The 21,120-nt window shown below is 43.9% G+C and carries 20 protein-coding genes and 8 pseudogenes; 16 read left to right on the top strand and 12 right to left on the bottom strand.

All coding sequences use genetic code 11. From position 1 onward, the window contains the following. The 13 genes and pseudogenes from ArsFIN_RS24985 (at nucleotide 1) to ArsFIN_RS24925 (ending at nucleotide 11,085) form a co-directional block, all read left to right on the top strand. The gene (locus ArsFIN_RS24985; protein WP_135679051.1) at nucleotides 1–408 is read left to right on the top strand and encodes a hypothetical protein; all 408 of its coding nucleotides are present in this window, start codon (nucleotides 1–3) and stop codon (nucleotides 406–408) included. A gap of 57 nt (nucleotides 409–465) precedes the next feature. Next, on the top strand, nucleotides 466–1,506 hold the full coding sequence (istA, locus tag ArsFIN_RS24980; protein WP_135679076.1) for an IS21 family transposase: 1,041 nt from the start codon (nucleotides 466–468) through the stop codon (nucleotides 1,504–1,506). Then, nucleotides 1,493–1,957 carry an ATP-binding protein gene (locus ArsFIN_RS24975; RefSeq protein WP_276489446.1) on the top strand — a complete coding sequence of 155 codons (465 nt, stop codon included), beginning with the start codon at nucleotides 1,493–1,495 and terminating at the stop codon, nucleotides 1,955–1,957. The genes istA and ArsFIN_RS24975 overlap by 14 nt, the downstream gene beginning before the upstream one ends. A 59-nt stretch (nucleotides 1,958–2,016) precedes the next feature. Continuing rightward, nucleotides 2,017–2,328, top strand: a complete 312-nt coding sequence (locus tag ArsFIN_RS24970) for a hypothetical protein (protein WP_135679074.1) — start codon at nucleotides 2,017–2,019, stop codon at nucleotides 2,326–2,328. A 155-nt stretch (nucleotides 2,329–2,483) separates the two neighbouring features. Further along, nucleotides 2,484–3,685 (top strand): annotated as a pseudogene (locus tag ArsFIN_RS24965) (IS91 family transposase). A 276-nt stretch (nucleotides 3,686–3,961) separates the two neighbouring features. Further along, nucleotides 3,962–4,420 carry a hypothetical protein gene (locus tag ArsFIN_RS24960; protein WP_135678330.1) on the top strand — a complete coding sequence of 153 codons (459 nt, stop codon included), beginning with the start codon at nucleotides 3,962–3,964 and terminating at the stop codon, nucleotides 4,418–4,420. A 9-nt stretch (nucleotides 4,421–4,429) separates the two neighbouring features. Continuing rightward, complete coding sequence (locus ArsFIN_RS24955; protein WP_135678014.1) at nucleotides 4,430–5,632, top strand: IS91 family transposase; 1,203 nt, start codon at nucleotides 4,430–4,432, stop codon at nucleotides 5,630–5,632. Between the two features lie 276 nt (nucleotides 5,633–5,908). Further along, nucleotides 5,909–6,223: a hypothetical protein gene (locus ArsFIN_RS24950; RefSeq protein WP_135679072.1), complete on the top strand. Its 315-nt coding sequence runs from the start codon at nucleotides 5,909–5,911 to the stop codon at nucleotides 6,221–6,223. Between the two features lie 151 nt (nucleotides 6,224–6,374). Continuing rightward, nucleotides 6,375–7,577 (top strand): IS91 family transposase, encoded by a 1,203-nt coding sequence (locus tag ArsFIN_RS24945; RefSeq protein ID WP_135678014.1) that lies wholly within the window; start codon nucleotides 6,375–6,377, stop codon nucleotides 7,575–7,577. Between the two features lie 276 nt (nucleotides 7,578–7,853). Further along, nucleotides 7,854–8,168: a hypothetical protein gene (locus tag ArsFIN_RS24940; RefSeq protein ID WP_135679070.1), complete on the top strand. Its 315-nt coding sequence runs from the start codon at nucleotides 7,854–7,856 to the stop codon at nucleotides 8,166–8,168. Between the two features lie 151 nt (nucleotides 8,169–8,319). Next, nucleotides 8,320–9,522 (top strand): annotated as a pseudogene (locus ArsFIN_RS29105) (IS91 family transposase). A gap of 124 nt (nucleotides 9,523–9,646) precedes the next feature. Then, nucleotides 9,647–9,874, top strand: coding sequence for a hypothetical protein (locus ArsFIN_RS24930; RefSeq protein WP_135679025.1), 228 nt, complete (start codon nucleotides 9,647–9,649; stop codon nucleotides 9,872–9,874). 9 nt (nucleotides 9,875–9,883) lie between these two features. Next, nucleotides 9,884–11,085, top strand: a pseudogene (locus ArsFIN_RS24925) (IS91 family transposase). Between the two features lie 136 nt (nucleotides 11,086–11,221). Here ArsFIN_RS24925 and ArsFIN_RS24920 read toward each other — a convergent pair. The 4 genes from ArsFIN_RS24920 to ArsFIN_RS28505 all read right to left on the bottom strand — a co-directional run bounded on the left by ArsFIN_RS24920 (nucleotide 11,222) and on the right by ArsFIN_RS28505 (nucleotide 12,581). Continuing rightward, entirely contained in the window at nucleotides 11,222–11,455 is a 234-nt protein-coding gene (locus ArsFIN_RS24920; protein ID WP_135679068.1) for a hypothetical protein, read from the bottom strand. Nucleotides 11,456–11,539: 84 nt separating this feature from the next. Continuing rightward, the gene (locus ArsFIN_RS26875; protein WP_167876787.1) at nucleotides 11,540–11,680 is read right to left on the bottom strand and encodes a hypothetical protein; all 141 of its coding nucleotides are present in this window, start codon (nucleotides 11,678–11,680) and stop codon (nucleotides 11,540–11,542) included. Nucleotides 11,681–11,754: 74 nt separating this feature from the next. Then, nucleotides 11,755–12,270, bottom strand: a complete 516-nt coding sequence (locus ArsFIN_RS24915; RefSeq protein WP_135679066.1) for a replication initiation protein — start codon at nucleotides 12,268–12,270, stop codon at nucleotides 11,755–11,757. Next, the gene (locus ArsFIN_RS28505; protein ID WP_167876791.1) at nucleotides 12,267–12,581 is read right to left on the bottom strand and encodes a RepB family plasmid replication initiator protein; all 315 of its coding nucleotides are present in this window, start codon (nucleotides 12,579–12,581) and stop codon (nucleotides 12,267–12,269) included. Before ArsFIN_RS28505 ends, ArsFIN_RS24915 begins: the two co-directional genes overlap by 4 nt. 623 nt (nucleotides 12,582–13,204) lie before the next feature. Here ArsFIN_RS28505 and ArsFIN_RS24905 point away from each other — a divergent pair. After that, nucleotides 13,205–13,476: pseudogene (locus ArsFIN_RS24905) on the top strand (HU family DNA-binding protein). 820 nt (nucleotides 13,477–14,296) lie between these two features. On the opposite strand, the pseudogene ArsFIN_RS24900 reads toward ArsFIN_RS24905, so the two are convergent. The 7 genes and pseudogenes from ArsFIN_RS24900 to ArsFIN_RS24880 all read right to left on the bottom strand — a co-directional run. Further along, nucleotides 14,297–14,467, bottom strand: a pseudogene (locus tag ArsFIN_RS24900) (IS91 family transposase); the annotation flags it as partial. A gap of 163 nt (nucleotides 14,468–14,630) precedes the next feature. Next, a pseudogene (locus tag ArsFIN_RS29100) lies at nucleotides 14,631–15,832 on the bottom strand (IS91 family transposase). Nucleotides 15,833–16,171: 339 nt separating this feature from the next. Further along, complete coding sequence (locus tag ArsFIN_RS28495) at nucleotides 16,172–16,294, bottom strand: hypothetical protein (RefSeq protein WP_276489417.1); 123 nt, start codon at nucleotides 16,292–16,294, stop codon at nucleotides 16,172–16,174. 233 nt (nucleotides 16,295–16,527) lie between these two features. Next, nucleotides 16,528–17,762: pseudogene (locus ArsFIN_RS24890) on the bottom strand (IS91 family transposase). Between the two features lie 9 nt (nucleotides 17,763–17,771). Beyond that, nucleotides 17,772–17,951 carry a hypothetical protein gene (locus ArsFIN_RS24885; protein ID WP_135677618.1) on the bottom strand — a complete coding sequence of 60 codons (180 nt, stop codon included), beginning with the start codon at nucleotides 17,949–17,951 and terminating at the stop codon, nucleotides 17,772–17,774. 112 nt (nucleotides 17,952–18,063) lie between these two features. After that, nucleotides 18,064–18,225, bottom strand: coding sequence for a hypothetical protein (locus ArsFIN_RS26870; protein WP_167876672.1), 162 nt, complete (start codon nucleotides 18,223–18,225; stop codon nucleotides 18,064–18,066). 59 nt (nucleotides 18,226–18,284) lie between these two features. Then, entirely contained in the window at nucleotides 18,285–18,809 is a 525-nt protein-coding gene (locus tag ArsFIN_RS24880) for a LuxR C-terminal-related transcriptional regulator (RefSeq protein ID WP_246067617.1), read from the bottom strand. An 86-nt stretch (nucleotides 18,810–18,895) separates the two neighbouring features. On the opposite strand from ArsFIN_RS24880, the pseudogene ArsFIN_RS24875 reads away from it, so the two are divergent. Next, nucleotides 18,896–19,582 (top strand): annotated as a pseudogene (locus ArsFIN_RS24875) (IS91 family transposase); the annotation flags it as partial. A gap of 124 nt (nucleotides 19,583–19,706) precedes the next feature. Beyond that, nucleotides 19,707–20,045: an Hsp20 family protein gene (locus ArsFIN_RS24870; protein WP_246067618.1), complete on the top strand. Its 339-nt coding sequence runs from the start codon at nucleotides 19,707–19,709 to the stop codon at nucleotides 20,043–20,045. Between the two features lie 141 nt (nucleotides 20,046–20,186). Here ArsFIN_RS24870 and ArsFIN_RS24865 read toward each other — a convergent pair whose 3' ends face one another. Then, on the bottom strand, nucleotides 20,187–20,963 hold the full coding sequence (locus tag ArsFIN_RS24865; protein WP_026824271.1) for an N-acetylmuramoyl-L-alanine amidase: 777 nt from the start codon (nucleotides 20,961–20,963) through the stop codon (nucleotides 20,187–20,189). Between the last annotated feature and the right edge of the window lie 157 nt (nucleotides 20,964–21,120).

The following is a 21,120-nucleotide window of genomic DNA, read 5'->3' as shown; positions in this document are numbered from 1 at the left end:
ATGGGCATTAAGACGGATTACGATTACCGGATAAAACGTGCAAAAGGGCAAGCTGAAAAGTCAGCTTTTCGTAGTCGTAGAGCCTCAAAATCTGCCTTTAACTATAAAGTTAAACAGGGTTATCAGCCAAAATCATGGGGTTATAAACCCAGTAATGAAGTCGCTTTTAAAATTACAGGCGCAGGGACAACGTTAGCCGGAATAAGCAACAGTATTGAGTACATTACTCGTGAAGGTGAACTTCAAGGTTATTGTTATGATGGTCAAGGAACCGAGTTTAGTGGACAAGGTAAATCGTTCAATCAGATTGCGACTGACACGTTAGCTGAGGGAAATAATTATAATAAAAAATATGCGGGTGAGAATATCGCTCATGTTGTCACCGATCATGCAAAACTGATCCACTAACGATCATCTAAAACTGATCCACTTGGTATTATTCGCACATTTTTGTACGGATAATTTATGTTAACCAAGGAGATATTTGTGGATATTCATGTTCGCTTTGCACAAGGACAAAGCCTTCGAAAAATTGCCAGTGAGTTGGGTATATCCCGTAACACCGTAAAACATCATTTACAACAACAGACAATGCCAACTTATGCTAAAAGAAGTCAACAACCGACTAAATTATCCCCCTTTAAACCTTATTTGCTTCAGCGAATTGAACTGGCTAAACCTGATTGGATCCCTGCAACAGTCTTATTTGATGAGGTAGTTGAAAACGGCTATCAAGGTGGTATTGCTCAATTACGCCGATTTGTTTGTCAATTTAAACCAAGCATTGTTCCCGAAGTAGTCGTCCGTTTTGAAACACAGCCAGGTCAACAAATGCAAATCGACTTCACCAGCATCCGGCGAGATAAAAAATCGCTGAAAGCGTTTGTTGCAACGCTAGGCTATTCGCGTGCGAGTTATGTAAAGTTCTTTGATAATGAACGAGCAGAATCGTGGCAGCAAGGTTTAAGAGAAGCTTTCGACTACTTTGGTGGTGTACCACAGGAAGTATTGTGTGATAACGCAAAATCCCTCATCATCGAACGGGATGCTTATGCAGAAGGTGATCATAAATTACATGTCGAAATGCTTCAAATGTCGAAAGATTACGGGTTTAAATTGAAGGCTTGCAAGCCCTACAGGGCAAAAACGAAAGGGAAAGTAGAGCGCTTTAACCACTATTTAAAAAACAGCTTTATCGTGCCATTAAACACCGACCTTCGTGCTCATAATCTTGAACTGGATATTGAAATAGCTAATGCAAAAGTGGGTCAATGGTTACAACGCGTTGCCCATCAGCGAATTCATGGAACAACGTTAGAGAAGCCAGCAGATAGATTAGCTAAGGAAGTGAAGTCTCTTCTACCCTTACCAGCAAGGGTTTGCCAATCTATCCCACAGACTAATACGCTTAATATCCCTATCGTACCGCCCCTTGAATCTGTCAGTTTGCAACACTCAATCAGCGTATACGAAGCATTACTGGGAGGTGAACATGTTATTGCATGAACAAATTGAACACCTGTGTGAGTCATTGAAATTAAATTCTATTCCGACTCATTGGTCATCACTTGCCGAAAAATGCATTGCCCAAGACAAAAGCTACGGAGAGTTTTTACTGTCCCTGTTAAAATGTGAGCAACAACAACGAGATGAACGAACTCGTAATCTTTTGAGTCGGATGGCAGGATTCCCAGCACATAAAGAACTTAATACGTTCGATTTTAAGTTTGCAACGGGGATCCCCAAACAACACATACAGGAATTAAGCGCATTAACGTTTATTGAACGTAATGAAAATGTCGTGTTGCTTGGCCCAAGCGGTGTAGGCAAAACGCATTTAGCTATTGGGTTAGGATTAAAAGCAGTACAGGCCAAGAAGAAAACCCGCTTTACCACGGCAGCTGAACGTAGCACGCTACGCGTGAGCGGCGCAGCGGTGCTGCTTCGGGGATGTTAATGAGTTGAGTACTGTTTTATACTCTGCAGTAGGTTAATTTTTTTCAGGGATTCATCTCGATGGCTCGCAATAAATCTCCCAGAAAGCGTAAACCGGTTAAATCAGGCAGGCTGCCCGTCACTTCACGTGCCACAGCGCCTGTTTATCCGAAACGTTTTATGCTCTCTCTCCCACCCGAAAATGATGATGACAGACCGCCTGAATTTTTTTATGACACCCTAAAAGAAGCCATACGCCACTGCCTCCGACTCGGCCCCCAATTTTTTCTCGACACGCAGTATTACCCGCCGCTAGTCACGATTATCAGGGGTTTTAAACAACGCCAAGACCAAGCCGATGACGCTGGATACGACTACACTGAGGGGGAATAACTGAAAGTCTGCCTGCCGATGAATTCATCACCTATACGGAGCTAGGAATAATCCCTGTTTCCTTTGAACCCTGGGATAAACACACCGATAACTGGGCTGACGAATCTGGCAATTTCTGTTTCTTTGGCAAGATGCCCATAAGGTAATTGAGTCAGATGTATATCCCTCGTCCTGCTAAACTACTTTTCACCATTGATGACGGTTGGAATAAATTCCTCGAAAAATACGGCGATAGCGTTAGTTCGTGGACGAGTTTATCTGTGGAGCGCATGCTTGCCTGCGGCACTTGTGCCATGGGTGTCCGGCGCTATTGTTGCGCTTCGTCTGATTGTTCTCACAGCCGTTTTTTCTGCCAAAGCTGTAAGTCAAAAGCCTGCAGTTCATGTGGCTTTAAAGCCACCGAGCAGTGGTTAGCACAGCAGGTTCATATTTTACCCGACTGCGACTGGCAACACATTACTTTCACCATGCCACATCTCCTTTGGCCTTTTTTTAACAATAACTGGCCGCTACTTAATGCTCTGTTTCGGGCAGCCACTCGAGCTATGCTGCAGTTGGCTCGCAAACAGGGTATCGAAATTGGTATTTTCTGTGCCTTGCATACTTATGGCCGGCAACTCAATCAACATCCGCATGTTCATGTTTCCGTCACTCGAGGGGGTTTGGATAGTAAACATAGTGTATGGCGAAAGCTGTTTTTCAAAAAAAAGGATGTCGAAGAAATCTGGCGAGGGGCTGTTATCCGACTACTGCGTCACAGTTATGATTTAATTAACCCTGGCCTTCTTCCCGGTCTTGGCCATATCCGTGACAAAAAACATTGGCGGCGTTACTTGAGGGCGCAGTACGGACGTTATTGGAAAGTGCACTTTGCTAAAAAAACGAAAGGGGCATGGCATAGTGTTAAGTACCTCGGTCGCTACCTTAAACGCCCACCGGTATCTGCGTCAAAACTGCGGCATTACCGAGGGGGTGCCGTTGTTCATCACTACCATGACCACCGAACTGGCCAGCATCGGCAGCAGACTCTGCCGCAGGAAGAGATGATTAGACGCTATATAAGCCATATTCCGGCCAGGCATTTTAAAATGGTGCGTTACTCTGGTTTTTTGTCGAATCGTAAACGGGAAAACTATTGCCGAAAGTGTATAAGGCACTTGAGATGACGGCACGTAAAAAACCGGAGAACCCAGGTTTTTCTGTGCTGATGAAAGGATTTCTGCGTACCGATCCGTACAAATGTATTCTGTGTGGCGACAGGCTGCTTTTCACCGGGGCGCAAATGGGTAAAAAAGCAACGGAATTGTTGTCAGAAAGACTGCATAACCTGGAGAAAAAGCGATGGTTACGCAGCTAAACGCAGGATCAATGTGTCTAAAATAAGGAAATCAGGTTAGAAATTACACTCTCTGAGGAAATGTTAACTGGCACTAAACACAATAAATCGATCCCCATCTCCTTTTTGCAATAAGGGATGGCTTTTGCTACTCACTTTAAAAGCGATTCAATTTCCTAACCATGAACGTAGCACGCTACGCGTGAGCGGCGCAGCGGTGCTGCTTCGGGGATGTTAATGAGTTGAGTACTGTTTTATACTCTGCAGTAGGTTAATTTTTTTCAGGGATTCATCTCGATGGCTCGCAATAAATCTCCCAGAAAGCGTAAACCGGTTAAATCAGGCAGGCTGCCCGTCACTTCACGTGCCACAGCGCCTGTTTATCCGAAACGTTTTATGATCTCTCTCCCACCCGAAAATGATGATGACAGACCGCCTGAATTTTTTTATGACACCCTAAAAGAAGCCATACGCCACTGCGTCCGACTCGGCCCCCAATTTTTTCTCGACACGCAGTATTACCCGCCGCTAGTCACGATTATCAGGGGTTTTAAACAACGCCAAGACCAAGCCGATGACGCTGGATACGACTACACTGAGGGGGTAATAACTGAAAGTCTGCCTGCCGATGAATTCATCACCTATACGGAGCTAGGAATAATCCCTGTTTCCTTTGAACCCTGGGATAAACACACCGATAACTGGGCTGACGAATCTGACAATTTCTGTTTCTTTGGCAAGATGCCCATAAGGTAATTGAGTCAGATGTATATCCCTCGTCCTGCTAAACTACTTTTCACCATTGATGACGGTTGGAATAAATTCCTCGAAAAATACGGCGATAGCGTTAGTTCGTGGACGAGTTTATCTGTGGAGCGCATGCTTGCCTGCGGCACTTGTGCCATGGGTGTCCGGCGCTATTGTTGCGCTTCGTCTGATTGTTCTCACAGCCGTTTTTTCTGCCAAAGCTGTAAGTCAAAAGCCTGCAGTTCATGTGGCTTTAAAGCCACCGAGCAGTGGTTAGCACAGCAGGTTCATATTTTACCCGACTGCGACTGGCAACACATTACTTTCACCATGCCACATCTCCTTTGGCCTTTTTTTAACAATAACTGGCCGCTACTTAATGCTCTGTTTCGGGCAGCCACTCGAGCTATGCTGCAGTTGGCTCGCAAACAGGGTATCGAAATTGGTATTTTCTGTGCCTTGCATACTTATGGCCGGCAACTCAATCAACATCCGCATGTTCATGTTTCCGTCACTCGAGGGGGTTTGGATAGTAAACATAGTGTATGGCGAAAGCTGTTTTTCAAAAAAAAGGATGTCGAAGAAATCTGGCGAGGGGCTGTTATCCGACTACTGCGTCACAGTTATGATTTAATTAACCCTGGCCTTCTTCCCGGTCTTGGCCATATCCGTGACAAAAAACATTGGCGGCGTTACTTGAGGGCGCAGTACGGACGTTATTGGAAAGTGCACTTTGCTAAAAAAACGAAAGGGGCATGGCATAGTGTTAAGTACCTCGGTCGCTACCTTAAACGCCCACCGGTATCTGCGTCAAAACTGCGGCATTACCGAGGGGGTGCCGTTGTTCATCACTACCATGACCACCGAACTGGCCAGCATCGGCAGCAGACTCTGCCGCAGGAAGAGATGATTAGACGCTATATAAGCCATATTCCGGCCAGGCATTTTAAAATGGTGCGTTACTCTGGTTTTTTGTCGAATCGTAAACGGGGAAAACTATTGCCGAAAGTGTATAAGGCACTTGAGATGACGGCACGTAAAAAACCGGAGAACCCAGGTTTTTCTGTGCTGATGAAAGGATTTCTGCGTACCGATCCGTACAAATGTATTCTGTGTGGCGACAGGCTGCTTTTCACCGGGGCGCAAATGGGTAAAAAAGCAACGGAATTGTTGTCAGAAAGACTGCATAACCTGGAGAAAAAGCGATGGTTACGCAGCTAAACGCAGGATCAATGTGTCTAAAATAAGGAAATCAGGTTAGAAATTACACTCTCTGAGGAAATGTTAACTGGCACTAAACACAATAAATCGATCCCCATCTCCTTTTTGCAATAAGGGATGGCTTTTGCTACTCACTTTAAAAGCGATTCAATTTCCTAACCATGAACGTAGCACGCTACGCGTGAGCGGCGCAGCGGTGCTGCTTCGGGGATGTTAATGAGTTGAGTACTGTTTTATACTCTGCAGTAGGTTAATTTTTTTCAGGGATTCATCTCGATGGCTCGCAATAAATCTCCCAGAAAGCGTAAACCGGTTAAATCAGGCAGGCTGCCCGTCACTTCACGTGCCACAGCGCCTGTTTATCCGAAACGTTTTATGATCTCTCTCCCACCCGAAAATGATGATGACAGACCGCCTGAATTTTTTTATGACACCCTAAAAGAAGCCATACGCCACTGCGTCCGACTCGGCCCCCAATTTTTTCTCGACACGCAGTATTACCCGCCGCTAGTCACGATTATCAGGGTTTTGAACAACGCCAAGACCAAGCCGATGACGCTGGATACGACTACACTGAGGGGGAATAACTGAAAGTCTGCCTGCCGATGAATTCATCACCTATACGGAGCTAGGAATAATCCCTGTTTCCTTTGAACCCTGGGATAAACACACCGATAACTGGGCTGACGAATCTGACAATTTCTGTTTCTTTGGCAAGATGCCCATAAGGTAATTGAGTCAGATGTATATCCCTCGTCCTGCTAAACTACTTTTCACCATTGATGACGGTTGGAATAAATTCCTCGAAAAATACGGCGATAGCGTTAGTTCGTGGACGAGTTTATCTGTGGAGCGCATGCTTGCCTGCGGCACTTGTGCCATGGGTGTCCGGCGCTATTGTTGCGCTTCGTCTGATTGTTCTCACAGCCGTTTTTTCTGCCAAAGCTGTAAGTCAAAAGCCTGCAGTTCATGTGGCTTTAAAGCCACCGAGCAGTGGTTAGCACAGCAGGTTCATATTTTACCCGACTGCGACTGGCAACACATTACTTTCACCATGCCACATCTCCTTTGGCCTTTTTTTAACAATAACTGGCCGCTACTTAATGCTCTGTTTCGGGCAGCCACTCGAGCTATGCTGCAGTTGGCTCGCAAACAGGGTATCGAAATTGGTATTTTCTGTGCCTTGCATACTTATGGCCGGCAACTCAATCAACATCCGCATGTTCATGTTTCCGTCACTCGAGGGGGTTTGGATAGTAAACATAGTGTATGGCGAAAGCTGTTTTTCAAAAAAAAGGATGTCGAAGAAATCTGGCGAGGGGCTGTTATCCGACTACTGCGTCACAGTTATGATTTAATTAACCCTGGCCTTCTTCCCGGTCTTGGCCATATCCGTGACAAAAAACATTGGCGGCGTTACTTGAGGGCGCAGTACGGACGTTATTGGAAAGTGCACTTTGCTAAAAAAACGAAAGGGGCATGGCATAGTGTTAAGTACCTCGGTCGCTACCTTAAACGCCCACCGGTATCTGCGTCAAAACTGCGGCATTACCGAGGGGGTGCCGTTGTTCATCACTACCATGACCACCGAACTGGCCAGCATCGGCAGCAGACTCTGCCGCAGGAAGAGATGATTAGACGCTATATAAGCCATATTCCGGCCAGGCATTTTAAAATGGTGCGTTACTCTGGTTTTTTGTCGAATCGTAAACGAGGAAAACTATTGCCGAAAGTGTATAAGGCACTTGAGATGACGGCACGTAAAAAACCGGAGAACCCAGGTTTTTCTGTGCTGATGAAAGGATTTCTGCGTACCGATCCGTACAAATGTATTCTGTGTGGCGACAGGCTGCTTTTCACCGGGGCGCAAATGGGTAAAAAAGCAACGGAATTGTTGTCAGAAAGACTGCATAACCTGGAGAAAAAGCGATGGTTACGCAGCTAAACGCAGGATCAATGTGTCTAAAATAAGGAAATCAGGTTAGAAATTACACTCTCTGAGGAAATGTTAACTGGCACTAAACACAATAAATCGATCCCCATCTCCTTTTTGCAATAAGGGATGGCTTTTGCTACTCACTTTAAAAGCGATTCAATTTCCTAACCATGAACGTAGCACGCTACGCGTGAGCGGCGCAGCGGTGCTGCTTCGGGGATGTTAATGAGTTAAGTACTGTTTTATACTCTGCAGTAGGTTAATTTTTTTCAGGGATTCATCTCGATGGCTCGCAATAAATCTCCCAGAAAGCGTAAACCGGTTAAATCAGGCAGGCTGCCCGTCACTTCACGTGCCACAGCGCCTGTTTATCCGAAACGTTTTATGCTCTCTCTCCCACCCGAAAATGATGATGACAGACCGCCTGAATTTTTTTATGACACCCTAAAAGAAGCCATACGCCACTGCGTCCGACTCGGCCCCCAATTTTTTCTCGACACGCAGTATTACCCGCCGCTAGTCACGATTATCAGGGTTTTAAACAACGCCAAGACCAAGCCGATGACGCTGGATACGACTACACTGAGGGGGAATAACTGAAAGTCTGCCTGCCGATGAATTCATCACCTATACGGAGCTAGGAATAATCCCTGTTTCCTTTGAACCCTGGGATAAACACACCGATAACTGGGCTGACGAATCTGGCAATTTCTGTTTCTTTGGCAAGATGCCCATAAGGTAATTGAGTCAGATGTATATCCCTCGTCCTGCTAAACTACTTTTCACCATTGATGACGGTTGGAATAAATTCCTCGAAAAATACGGCGATAGCGTTAGTTCGTGGACGAGTTTATCTGTGGAGCGCATGCTTGCCTGCGGCACTTGTGCCATGGGTGTCCGGCGCTATTGTTGCGCTTCGTCTGATTGTTCTCACAGCCGTTTTTCTGCCAAAGCTGTAAGTCAAAAGCCTGCAGTTCATGTGGCTTTAAAGCCACCGAGCAGTGGTTAGCACAGCAGGTTCATATTTTACCCGACTGCGACTGGCAACACATTACTTTCACCATGCCACATCTCCTTTGGCCTTTTTTTAACAATAACTGGCCGCTACTTAATGCTCTGTTTCGGGCAGCCACTCGAGCTATGCTGCAGTTGGCTCGCAAACAGGGTATCGAAATTGGTATTTTCTGTGCCTTGCATACTTATGGCCGGCAACTCAATCAACATCCGCATGTTCATGTTTCCGTCACTCGAGGGGGGTTTGGATAGTAAACATAGTGTATGGCGAAAGCTGTTTTTCAAAAAAAAGGATGTCGAAGAAATCTGGCGAGGGGCTGTTATCCGACTACTGCGTCACAGTTATGATTTAATTAACCCTGGCCTTCTTCCCGGTCTTGGCCATATCCGTGACAAAAAACATTGGCGGCGTTACTTGAGGGCGCAGTACGGACGTTATTGGAAAGTGCACTTTGCTAAAAAAACGAAAGGGGCATGGCATAGTGTTAAGTACCTCGGTCGCTACCTTAAACGCCCACCGGTATCTGCGTCAAAACTGCGGCATTACCGAGGGGGTGCCGTTGTTCATCACTACCATGACCACCGAACTGGCCAGCATCGGCAGCAGACTCTGCCGCAGGAAGAGATGATTAGACGCTATATAAGCCATATTCCGGCCAGGCATTTTAAAATGGTGCGTTACTCTGGTTTTTTGTCGAATCGTAAACGAGGAAAACTATTGCCGAAAGTGTATAAGGCACTTGAGATGACGGCACGTAAAAAACCGGAGAACCCAGGTTTTTCTGTGCTGATGAAAGGATTTCTGCGTACCGATCCGTACAAATGTATTCTGTGTGGCGACAGGCTGCTTTTCACCGGGGCGCAAATGGGTAAAAAAGCAACGGAATTGTTGTCAGAAAGACTGCATAACCTGGAGAAAAAGCGATGGTTACGCAGCTAAACGCAGGATCAATGTGTCTAAAATAAGGAAATCAGGTTAGAAATTACACTCTCTGAGGAAATGTTAACTGGCACTAAACACAATAAATCGATCCCCATCTCCTTTTTGCAATAAGGGATGGCTTTTGCTACTCACTTTAAAAGCGATTCAATTTCCTAACCATCAAGCCGATGACGCTGGATACGACTACACTGAGGGGGTAATAACTGAAAGTCTGCCTGCCGATGAATTCATCACCTATACGGAGCTAGGAATAATCCCTGTTTCCTTTGAACCCTGGGATAAACACACCGATAACTGGGCTGACGAATCTGACAATTTCTGTTTCTTTGGCAAGATGCCCATAAGGTAATTGAGTCAGATGTATATCCCTCGTCCTGCTAAACTACTTTTCACCATTGATGACGGTTGGAATAAATTCCTCGAAAAATACGGCGATAGCGTTAGTTCGTGGACGAGTTTATCTGTGGAGCGCATGCTTGCCTGCGGCACTTGTGCCATGGGTGTCCGGCGCTATTGTTGCGCTTCGTCTGATTGTTCTCACAGCCGTTTTTCTGCCAAAGCTGTAAGTCAAAAGCCTGCAGTTCATGTGGCTTTAAAGCCACCGAGCAGTGGTTAGCACAGCAGGTTCATATTTTACCCGACTGCGACTGGCAACACATTACTTTCACCATGCCACATCTCCTTTGGCCTTTTTTTAACAATAACTGGCCGCTACTTAATGCTCTGTTTCGGGCAGCCACTCGAGCTATGCTGCAGTTGGCTCGCAAACAGGGTATCGAAATTGGTATTTTCTGTGCCTTGCATACTTATGGCCGGCAACTCAATCAACATCCGCATGTTCATGTTTCCGTCACTCGAGGGGGTTTGGATAGTAAACATAGTGTATGGCGAAAGCTGTTTTTCAAAAAAAAGGATGTCGAAGAAATCTGGCGAGGGGCTGTTATCCGACTACTGCGTCACAGTTATGATTTAATTAACCCTGGCCTTCTTCCCGGTCTTGGCCATATCCGTGACAAAAAACATTGGCGGCGTTACTTGAGGGCGCAGTACGGACGTTATTGGAAAGTGCACTTTGCTAAAAAAACGAAAGGGGCATGGCATAGTGTTAAGTACCTCGGTCGCTACCTTAAACGCCCACCGGTATCTGCGTCAAAACTGCGGCATTACCGAGGGGGTGCCGTTGTTCATCACTACCATGACCACCGAACTGGCCAGCATCGGCAGCAGACTCTGCCGCAGGAAGAGATGATTAGACGCTATATAAGCCATATTCCGGCCAGGCATTTTAAAATGGTGCGTTACTCTGGTTTTTTGTCGAATCGTAAACGGGGAAAACTATTGCCGAAAGTGTATAAGGCACTTGAGATGACGGCACGTAAAAAACCGGAGAACCCAGGTTTTTCTGTGCTGATGAAAGGATTTCTGCGTACCGATCCGTACAAATGTATTCTGTGTGGCGACAGGCTGCTTTTCACCGGGGCGCAAATGGGTAAAAAAGCAACGGAATTGTTGTCAGAAAGACTGCATAACCTGGAGAAAAAGCGATGGTTACGCAGCTAAACGCAGGATCAATGTGTCTAAAATAAGGAAATCAGGTTAGAAATTACACTCTCTGAGGAAATGTTAACTGGCACTAAACACAATAAATCGATCCCCATCTCCTTTTTGCAATAAGGGATGGCTTTTGCTACTCACTTTAAAAGCGATTCAATTTCCTAACCATGAACTCGTGAGCGTGAAAGAAAGTGCCTAGGTAGCCATTTTCACTACAAAAAAGCGGTAGAAAATGAAAGTGCCAGACTTTGGGTGCTTTCTTGAAATCAGAAACCAGTTTAATAATGACAAAAAACGGCGATTTTTCAGTGCGGATTTTCTCTAATAAAGTCACCATTTCAGGCGCATCTTTATTCAAACCGAGAAAATCTACCATTTTAGCGTTGGCCTTAATTTCCCTTCACTATCCGCAAAACCACAAGGAACACCGCTACTCAAAAGCATTTAATCAACTCGGATTTCATGCTGCACCTCCGATACTCAGAAGGTACTCACGCTGACGGGGTGTAAGATATTTTGATGTGTGAGCAAAGCTCAAAAGCTGCTCGATTGATATGCCGCACACTTTCATTATGCGTGCAATATGCGTACTATTTCGCATAGTCCGACTCCTAGTAGAGTTAGGCTTTGGATTAGCTCTACGGCAGTGCGTTCAACACTGACGTGGAGCGTTAACTAACAATTTTCATATTCATAGCTAATCATTATTTTATGAGCTTTTCTGCCTTTTCTTTCTAAGATTTTAACTTCTATTTTTTTAAACTCAGTAATATTTAATATTTTCTTTATAGCGCGATCTATAAACTGACTTTTTAAAAATTTGTAATTTTTATATGTCTCATGCTTTTCAATGCCAAGATCTTCTCTTAGTTTGTCAACTTCAATCTCAAAGTATCTTGATTTACCTGATGATATATTTTTTCTTAAGTACTGATAAAAATTACTAGCGTTTGTATCTGCAATACGAACAGAACTTAAAAGTACCTGTGTGGTAAAATCTTTTTCTATCATACATATGTAAGGCTCTACTTGCCTACTAAACCTAACTTGTACAATGGCTTCCATATCGATATAACTACAAGAATCAGTTATATGCAGCAAACGCATACCTCTCCATTGTTTCTCACTCTCAAGAAATTCACTTGGTCTTCTGGTAAAAGCTTTTAGTAGTTCACTTTGCGGAATTTTCAATGATTGTGCATGAAGTTGTTCTGCTCCTTTTTTAGTTGTTCATATGCAGTATCTATATCGATGGAACACAATGCTGAATAATCTTTAGCCGAAATTTCAAAAATTTGTCCTTCTTTTATTAAACGTTTTGAGTCTATTTGCGCCATGATCAAAAATAGAATTCTTCTAGCAGCCAAAGGCATAGAAGCAAACGTTTTATTTATACCATTTCGATGTCTAATCTTTGTTTTTTTAGTCACATTAAGCACATTTATTTTTACCCTTAATGAACATAGTAAAACAAATTTATCATCATCAATAAAGGTTGTCAATAAAATAAAGATATCTATTATCTTTTTTACAAAGAAATCCTTTATGTGTATAAATAATTATTTCGCCTGTTACATGCTAACCTTTTCCCTGTTACATGCTAACCTTTCCCCTGTTACATGCTAACCTTTTCCCTGTTACATGCTAACCTTTTCCCTGTTACATGCTAACCTTTTCCCTGTTACATGCTAACCTTTTCCCTGTTACATGCTAACCTTTTCCCTGTTACATGCTAACCTTTTAGAAGTTAAATTATTGATTACATTATTTATTTATTTTTATAGTATTAATTGACCTATATTTAGACCTTTAGCCTCTCTAAGTCTTTTGAAGTTAAAATAAGTTAAAAAAAGTCTTTTAAGGTAAAGTGGCTGTGGATAACTTTTCTTCTAACAAAACCCTGAACAAAAAATATATGTTACTACTTAGTGACCGTATTTCTCTTTTGCAATTGTGATATTCCGCTTCCTCGTCTGCTCACTCGCTTCGCTCGGTCACAGACTTGCGTCGAGCGGTGGGATTTTAATTAAAAAGATTTTTTGGTTAATTAACACTGAAACATTGCCTATTCAGTCGCTACAGCTAGCATCACTAGGATTAACGTATCCATTAATTCAGGCACACCATGAACAAAACAGAACTCATCAGCAAATTGCTGAAAAAGCAGACTTAACCAAAAAAGATTCAGAGAAGGCGCTGAACGCTTTCATTGAAACCGTGACAGAAACACTAAAGGCCAGAGATGAAGTACAACTAGTTGGCTTTGGTAACTTTCAAGTTAAGCCAAGAGCGGCAAGGGAAGGACGCAATCCACAAACAGGCAAGACCATTCAAATTGCTGCTGCAAACGTTCCCAGTTTTAAAGCGGGTAAAACTTTGATTGAAAGAAGCCGTTAATTAAAAATTCAAGCAAAAAAATAGCCAACAAGCTGGTGTTGGCTAGAAGCAATGAGTAAAAGTATTGATGTAATAATAACTATATCTTATTATAATTGAGAATTATTCTCAACAACTTTGCTTCAATACCTCATCTTCGACAATTAACATCATTATCGCTGTCATATCGTGCCAATAGGCTTTGCAGGGATGCTACGCATGGGTTACGGGCAATATATCAATCTCTCACTGCTTCGTAGGCTTCGGCGATTTAACTATTGTTATTCTCTGTCACTATTGAGTGTCGCCTTCCATGCCTGACGGCATCAAAACCTAAAACCGCCTGTAATCGATTCTAATCGTATTAAATTGAAAATCGCTACGATTGGGTTACCTATATCAAGAAAACGACGTACATAGCGTTACAGGCTGCTTAAAATTGATTTATGAACCAGATATGAACTGCAATATCAAAAAATTCACCGATTTCTCTAAAATTCCCTGTAATCGATTTTTGGATTGTTTTAGATAGAAAAAATCCGATTTTACCCCAAAAATTGCAGTAGTAGCCCCGCCGCGCCTGCGCACCAAATGTGTCGTTTTTTATGCAGTTGTACAATACCACTAAGCGTAGACCAGTACTGGCCTTTACCGTGATTTAAGTGAGGCAAAAACTTGATGGTTAGGAAATTGAATCGCTTTTAAAGTGAGTAGCAAAAGCCATCCCTTATTGCAAAAAGGAGATGGGGATCGATTTATTGTGTTTAGTGCCAGTTAACATTTCCTCAGAGAGTGTAATTTCTAACCTGATTTCCTTATTTTAGACACATTGATCCTGCGTTTAGCTGCGTAACCATCGCTTTTTCTCCAGGTTATGCAGTCTTTCTGACAACAATTCCGTTGCTTTTTTACCCATTTGCGCCCCGGTGAAAAGCAGCCTGTCGCCACACAGAATACATTTGTACGGATCGGTACGCAGAAATCCTTTCATCAGCACAGAAAACCTGGGTTCATGGTTAGGAAATTGAATCGCTTTTAAAGTGAGTAGCAAAAGCCATCCCTTATTGCAAAAAGGAGATGGGGATCGATTTATTGTGTTTAGTGCCAGTTAACATTTCCTTAGAGAGTGTAATTTCTAACCTGATTTCCTTATTTTAGACACATTGATCCTGCGTTTAGCTGCGTAACCATCGCTTTTTCTCCAGATTATGCAGTCTTTCTGACAACAATTCCGTTGCTTTTTTACCCATTTGCGCCCCGGTGAAAAGCAGCCTGTCGCCACACAGAATACATTTGTACGGATCGGTACGCAGAAATCCTTTCATCAGCACAGAAAAACCTGGGTTCTCCGGTTTTTTACGTGCCGTCATCTCAAGTGCCTTATACACTTTCGGCAATAGTTTTCCCCGTTTACGATTCGACAAAACCAGAGTAACGCACCATTTTAAAATGCCTGGCCGGAATATGGCTTATATAGCGTCTAATCATCTCTTCCTGCGGCAGAGTCTGCTGCCGATGCTGGCCAGTTCGGTGGTCATGGTAGTGATGAACAACGGCACCCCCTCGGTAATGCCGCAGTTTTGACGCAGATACCGGTGGGCGTTTAAGGTAGCGACCGAGGTACTTAACACTATGCCATGCCCCTTTCGTTTTTTTTAGCAAAGTGCACTTTCCAATAACGTCCGTACTGCGCCCTCAAGTAACGCCGCCAATGTTTTTTGTCACGGATATGGCCAAGACCGGGAAGAAGGCCAGGGTTAATTAAATCATAACTGTGACGCAGTAGTCGGATAACAGCCCCTCGCCAGATTTCTTCGACATCCTTTTTTTTGAAAAACAGCTTTCGCCATACACTATGTTTACTATCCAAACCCCCTCGAGTGACGGAAACATGAACATGCGGATGTTGATTGAGTTGCCGGCCATAAGTATGCAAGGCACAGAAAATACCAATTTCGATACCCTGTTTGCGAGCCAACTGCAGCATAGCTCGAGTGGCTGCCCGAAACAGAGCATTAAGTAGCGGCCAGTTATTGTTAAAAAAAGGCCAAAGGAGATGTGGCATGGTGAAAGTAATGTGTTGCCAGTCGCAGTCGGGTAAAATATGAACCTGCTGTGCTAACCACTGCTCGGTGGCTTTAAAGCCACATGAACTGCAGGCTTTTGACTTACAGCTTTGGCAGAAAAAACGGCTGTGAGAACAATCAGACGAAGCGCAACAATAGCGCCGGACACCCATGGCACAAGTGCCGCAGGCAAGCATGCGCTCCACAGATAAACTCGTCCACGAACTAACGCTATCGCCGTATTTTTCGAGGAATTTATTCCAACCGTCATCAATGGTGAAAAGTAGTTTAGCAGGACGAGGGATATACATCTGACTCAATTACCTTATGGGCATCTTGCCAAAGAAACAGAAATTGTCAGATTCGTCAGCCCAGTTATCGGTGTGTTTATCCCAGGGTTCAAAGGAAACAGGGATTATTCCTAGCTCCGTATAGGTGATGAATTCATCGGCAGGCAGACTTTCAGTTATTACCCCTCAGTGTAGTCGTATCCAGCGTCATCGGCTTGGTCTTGGCGTTGTTCAAAACCCTGATAATCGTGACTAGCGGCGGGTAATACTGCGTGTCGAGAAAAATTGGGGCCGAGTCGGACGCAGTGGCGTATGGCTTCTTTTAGGGTGTCATAAAAAAATTCAGGCGGTCTGTCATCATCATTTTCGGGTGGGAGAGATCATAAAACGTTTCGGATAAACAGGCGCTGTGGCACGTGAAGTGACGGGCAGCCTGCCTGATTTAACCGGTTTACGCTTTCTGGGAGATTTATTGCGAGCCATCGAGATGAATCCCTGAAAAAATTAACCTACTGCAGAGTATAAAACAGTACTCAACTCATTAACATCCCCGAAGCAGCACCGCTGCGCCGCTCACGCGTAGCGTGCTACGTTCATGGTTAGGAAATTGAATCGCTTTTAAAGTGAGTAGCAAAGCCATCCCTTATTGCAAAAGGAGATGGGGATCGATTTATTGTGTTTAGTGCCAGTTAACATTTCCTCAGAGAGTGTAATTTCTAACCTGATTTCCTTATTTTAGACACATTGATCCTGCGTTTAGCTGCGTAACCATCGCTTTTCTCCAGGTTATGCAGTCTTTCTGACAACAATTCCGTTGCTTTTTTACCCATTTGCGCCCCGGTGAAAAGCAGCCTGTCGCCACACAGAATACATTTGTACGGATCGGTACGCAGAAATCCTTTCATCAGCACAGAAAACCTGGGTTCTCCGGTTTTACGTGCCGTCATCTCAAGTGCCTTATACACTTTCGGCAATAGTTTTCCTCGTTTACGATTCGACAAAACCAGAGTAACGCACCATTTTAAAATGCCTGGCCGGAATATGGCTTATATAGCGTCTAATCATCTCTTCCTGCGGCAGAGTCTGCTGCCGATGCTGGCCAGTTCGGTGGTCATGGTAGTGATGAACAACGGCACCCCCTCGGTAATGCCGCAGTTTTGACGCAGATACCGGTGGGCGTTTAAGGTAGCGACCGAGGTACTTAACACTATGCCATGCCCCTTTCGTTTTTTTAGCAAAGTGCACTTTCCAATAACGTCCGTACTGCGCCCTCAAGTAACGCCGCCAATGTTTTTTGTCACGGATATGGCCAAGACCGGGAAGAAGGCCAGGGTTAATTAAATCATAACTGTGACGCAGTAGTCGGATAACAGCCCCTCGCCAGATTTCTTCGACATCCTTTTTTTTGAAAACAGCTTTCGCCATACACTATGTTTACTATCCAAACCCCCTCGAGTGACGGAAACATGAACATGCGGATGTTGATTGAGTTGCCGGCCATAAGTATGCAAGGCACAGAAAATACCAATTTCGATACCCTGTTTGCGAGCCAACTGCAGCATAGCTCGAGTGGCTGCCCGAAACAGAGCATTAAGTAGCGGCCAGTTATTGTTAAAAAAAGGCCAAAGGAGATGTGGCATGGTGAAAGTAATGTGTTGCCAGTCGCAGTCGGGTAAAATATGAACCTGCTGTGCTAACCACTGCTCGGTGGCTTTAAAGCCACATGAACTGCAGGCTTTTGACTTACAGCTTTGGCAGAAAAAACGGCTGTGAGAACAATCAGACGAAGCGCAACAATAGCGCCGGACACCCATGGCACAAGTGCCGCAGGCAAGCATGCGCTCCACAGATAAACTCGTCCACGAACTAACGCTATCGCCGTATTTTCGAGGAATTTATTCCAACCGTCATCAATGGTGAAAAGTAGTTTAGCAGGACGAGGGATATACATCTGACTCAATTACCTTATGGGCATCTTGCCAAAGAAACAGAAATTGCCAGATTCGTCAGCCCAGTTATCGGTGTGTTTATCCCAGGGTTCAAAGGAAACAGGGATTATTCCTAGCTCCGTATAGGTGATGAATTCATCGGCAGGCAGACTTTCAGTTATTCCCCTCAGTGTAGTCGTATCCAGCGTCATCGGCTTGGTCTTGGCGTTGTTTAAAACCCTGATAATCGTGACTAGCGGCGGGTAATACTGCGTGTCGAGAAAAAATTGGGGCCGAGTCGGAGGCAGTGGCGTATGGCTTCTTTTAGGGTGTCATAAAAAATTCAGGCGGTCTGTCATCATCATTTTCGGGTGGGAGAGAGAGCATAAAACGTTTCGGATAAACAGGCGCTGTGGCACGTGAAGTGACGGGCAGCCTGCCTGATTTAACCGGTTTACGCTTTCTGGGAGATTTATTGCGAGCCATCGAGATGAATCCCTGAAAAAAATTAACCTACTGCAGAGTATAAAACAGTACTTAACTCATTAACATCCCCGAAGCAGCACCGCTGCGCCGCTCACGCGTAGCGTGCTACGTTCATTATCAAAGAACTTTACATAACTCGCACGCGAATAGCCTAGCGTTGCAACAAACGCTTTCAGCGATTTTTTACCTCGCCGGATGCTGGTGAAGTCGATTTGCATTTGTTGACCTGGCTGTGTTTCAAAACGGACGACTACTTCGGGAACAATGCTTGGTTTAAATTGACAAACAAATCGGCGTAATTGAGCAATACCACCTTGATAGCCGTTTTCAACTACCTCATCAAATAAGACTGTTGCAGGGATCCAATCAGGTTTAGCCAGTTCAATTCGCTGAAGCAAATAAGGTTTAAAGGGGGATAATTTAGTCGGTTGTTGACTTCTTTTAGCATAAGTTGGCATTGTCTGTTGTTGTAAATGATGTTTTACGGTGTTACGGGATATACCCAACTCACTGGCAATTTTTCGAAGGCTTTGTCCTTGTGCAAAGCGAACATGAATATCCACAAATATCTCCTTGGTTAACATAAATTATCCGTACAAAAATGTGCGAATAATACCAAGTGGATCAGTTTTAGATGATCGTTAGTGGATCAGTTTTGCATGATCGGTGACAACATAGTGTATGGCGAAAGCTGTTTTTCAAAAAAAAGGATGTCGAAGAAATCTGGCGAGGGGCTGTTATCCGACTACTGCGTCACAGTTATGATTTAATTAACCCTGGCCTTCTTCCCGGTCTTGGCCATATCCGTGACAAAAAACATTGGCGGCGTTACTTGAGGGCGCAGTACGGACGTTATTGGAAAGTGCACTTTGCTAAAAAAACGAAAGGGGCATGGCATAGTGTTAAGTACCTCGGTCGCTACCTTAAACGCCCACCGGTATCTGCGTCAAAACTGCGGCATTACCGAGGGGGTGCCGTTGTTCATCACTACCATGACCACCGAACTGGCCAGCATCGGCAGCAGACTCTGCCGCAGGAAGAGATGATTAGACGCTATATAAGCCATATTCCGGCCAGGCATTTTAAAATGGTGCGTTACTCTGGTTTTTTGTCGAATCGTAAACGGGGAAAACTATTGCCGAAAGTGTATAAGGCACTTGAGATGACGGCACGTAAAAAACCGGAGAACCCAGGTTTTTCTGTGCTGATGAAAGGATTTCTGCGTACCGATCCGTACAAATGTATTCTGTGTGGCGACAGGCTGCTTTTCACCGGGGCGCAAATGGGTAAAAAAGCAACGGAATTGTTGTCAGAAAGACTGTATAACCTGGAGAAAAAGCGATGGTTACGCAGCTAAACGCAGGATCAATGTGTCTAAAATAAGGAAATCAGGTTAGAAATTACACTCTCTGAGGAAATGTTAACTGGCACTAAACACAATAAATCGATCCCCATCTCCTTTTTGCAATAAGGGATGGCTTTTGCTACTCACTTTAAAAGCGATTCAATTTCCTAACCATGAACTCGATATTTCAGTGCTTAATAACCAGTTAACCCTGAGCGGTAAACCGAAGGTTGAGGAAACAGAGGCTAACGAAGAAAAAGATGGCATCAAATGGTTGCATCAGGGGATTAGAAAAAGCGATTTTTCCTTAAGTTTCAGACTTGAGCATCGGATAACCATCCAGCAGGCCAATCTGGATAAAGGATTATTAACCCTTCAATTTACTTATGATATTCCCGAACAGGAAAAACCACAGAAAATCGCCATTGGCGTTCAAAATGAATCAGGACGTATTCTGGAACACAATGCAGCTTAATATAATAGCGCCCCGAATTGGGGCGTTTAAAAATTAAACATTCATTAAAAAGCAGTACTCTGTTAAACAAAATTTAAAGTGGCTTGAAAAAGTACTCCTATCGATAGTGGATGTACAAAGTGATGATTTTTTGAATAAATATTAACTTTGAATTTTTTTGTACTTTTCGCATAAAGCAGCTAGTATCGATATGGTTTCCGTATCCATAACTCCATCATAGTTTTCTTGACGGAAATGTAGTTGAAAGGCTCTTGTTAACTGTTTAAAACCATCAGCGTTGTTTGCATTTTGGACTGAATAGCCATATTTATTGAATAAGTTTATAATAGCGTTACGCTCAGGTATACCTTGAGAAATAAACTTTTTCTTGTACTTCTCAATGGTATCTATATCTGGCCATGCGCCAATACCGGCCTTATAAAGATCTTCCCAAGGGAAAGCCGCTCCAGGATCACTTTTCCGCCCCGGTGCAATATCAGAATGCCCAATAACGTTGACTTGGGAGATGTCTGGGTAACGTTGTATAATATTTTTTGACAACTCAATGATGGCTTCTATCTGTTGTGGGTGGAAAGGTGGGAAAGTAAACTCACCATTATTGTCCGTCGCTAGATTAACTGTTTCAATACCAATGGCGGTATCGTTGAGGTTGTTACGACCAGCCCAATTACTCACACCTGCATGCCAAGACCTCTCGTTTTCATCAACCAGATTAAATATGCACATATTTTTAAATCCTGCATCAATATAAGTTTGGTCAGATGGATCAGGAACAAGATAATGCGCGCTAACTGAGCTACCGGTTAGCATATTGACTGAACTTTTAAAATTAGCCGCGGTATAATGCATGACAAGGAAACGTACACGGCGATTAAAGCTTTTTACAGAACGATACGAGTTGTAGTCAATTGGATACATAAGCTCCTCTCTTCTCTATATGTTAGATTAATTGTTAATTCAACAAAATCACATCTACATTATACTGTATAAATAAACAGCATTACAAACTGGTCATAAAGTCAACAATAAAAATGAGTGCGTAAAAACAGCATGCGGAATTCAGTGTGGGAGAGGA

It is taken from the genome of Arsenophonus nasoniae, assembly GCF_004768525.1.
GTDB classification, from domain to species: Bacteria; Pseudomonadota; Gammaproteobacteria; order Enterobacterales; family Enterobacteriaceae; genus Arsenophonus; species Arsenophonus nasoniae.
The sequence above is the reverse complement of the archived record's forward strand: the minus strand, read 5'-3'. Positions and strand labels throughout refer to the sequence as shown.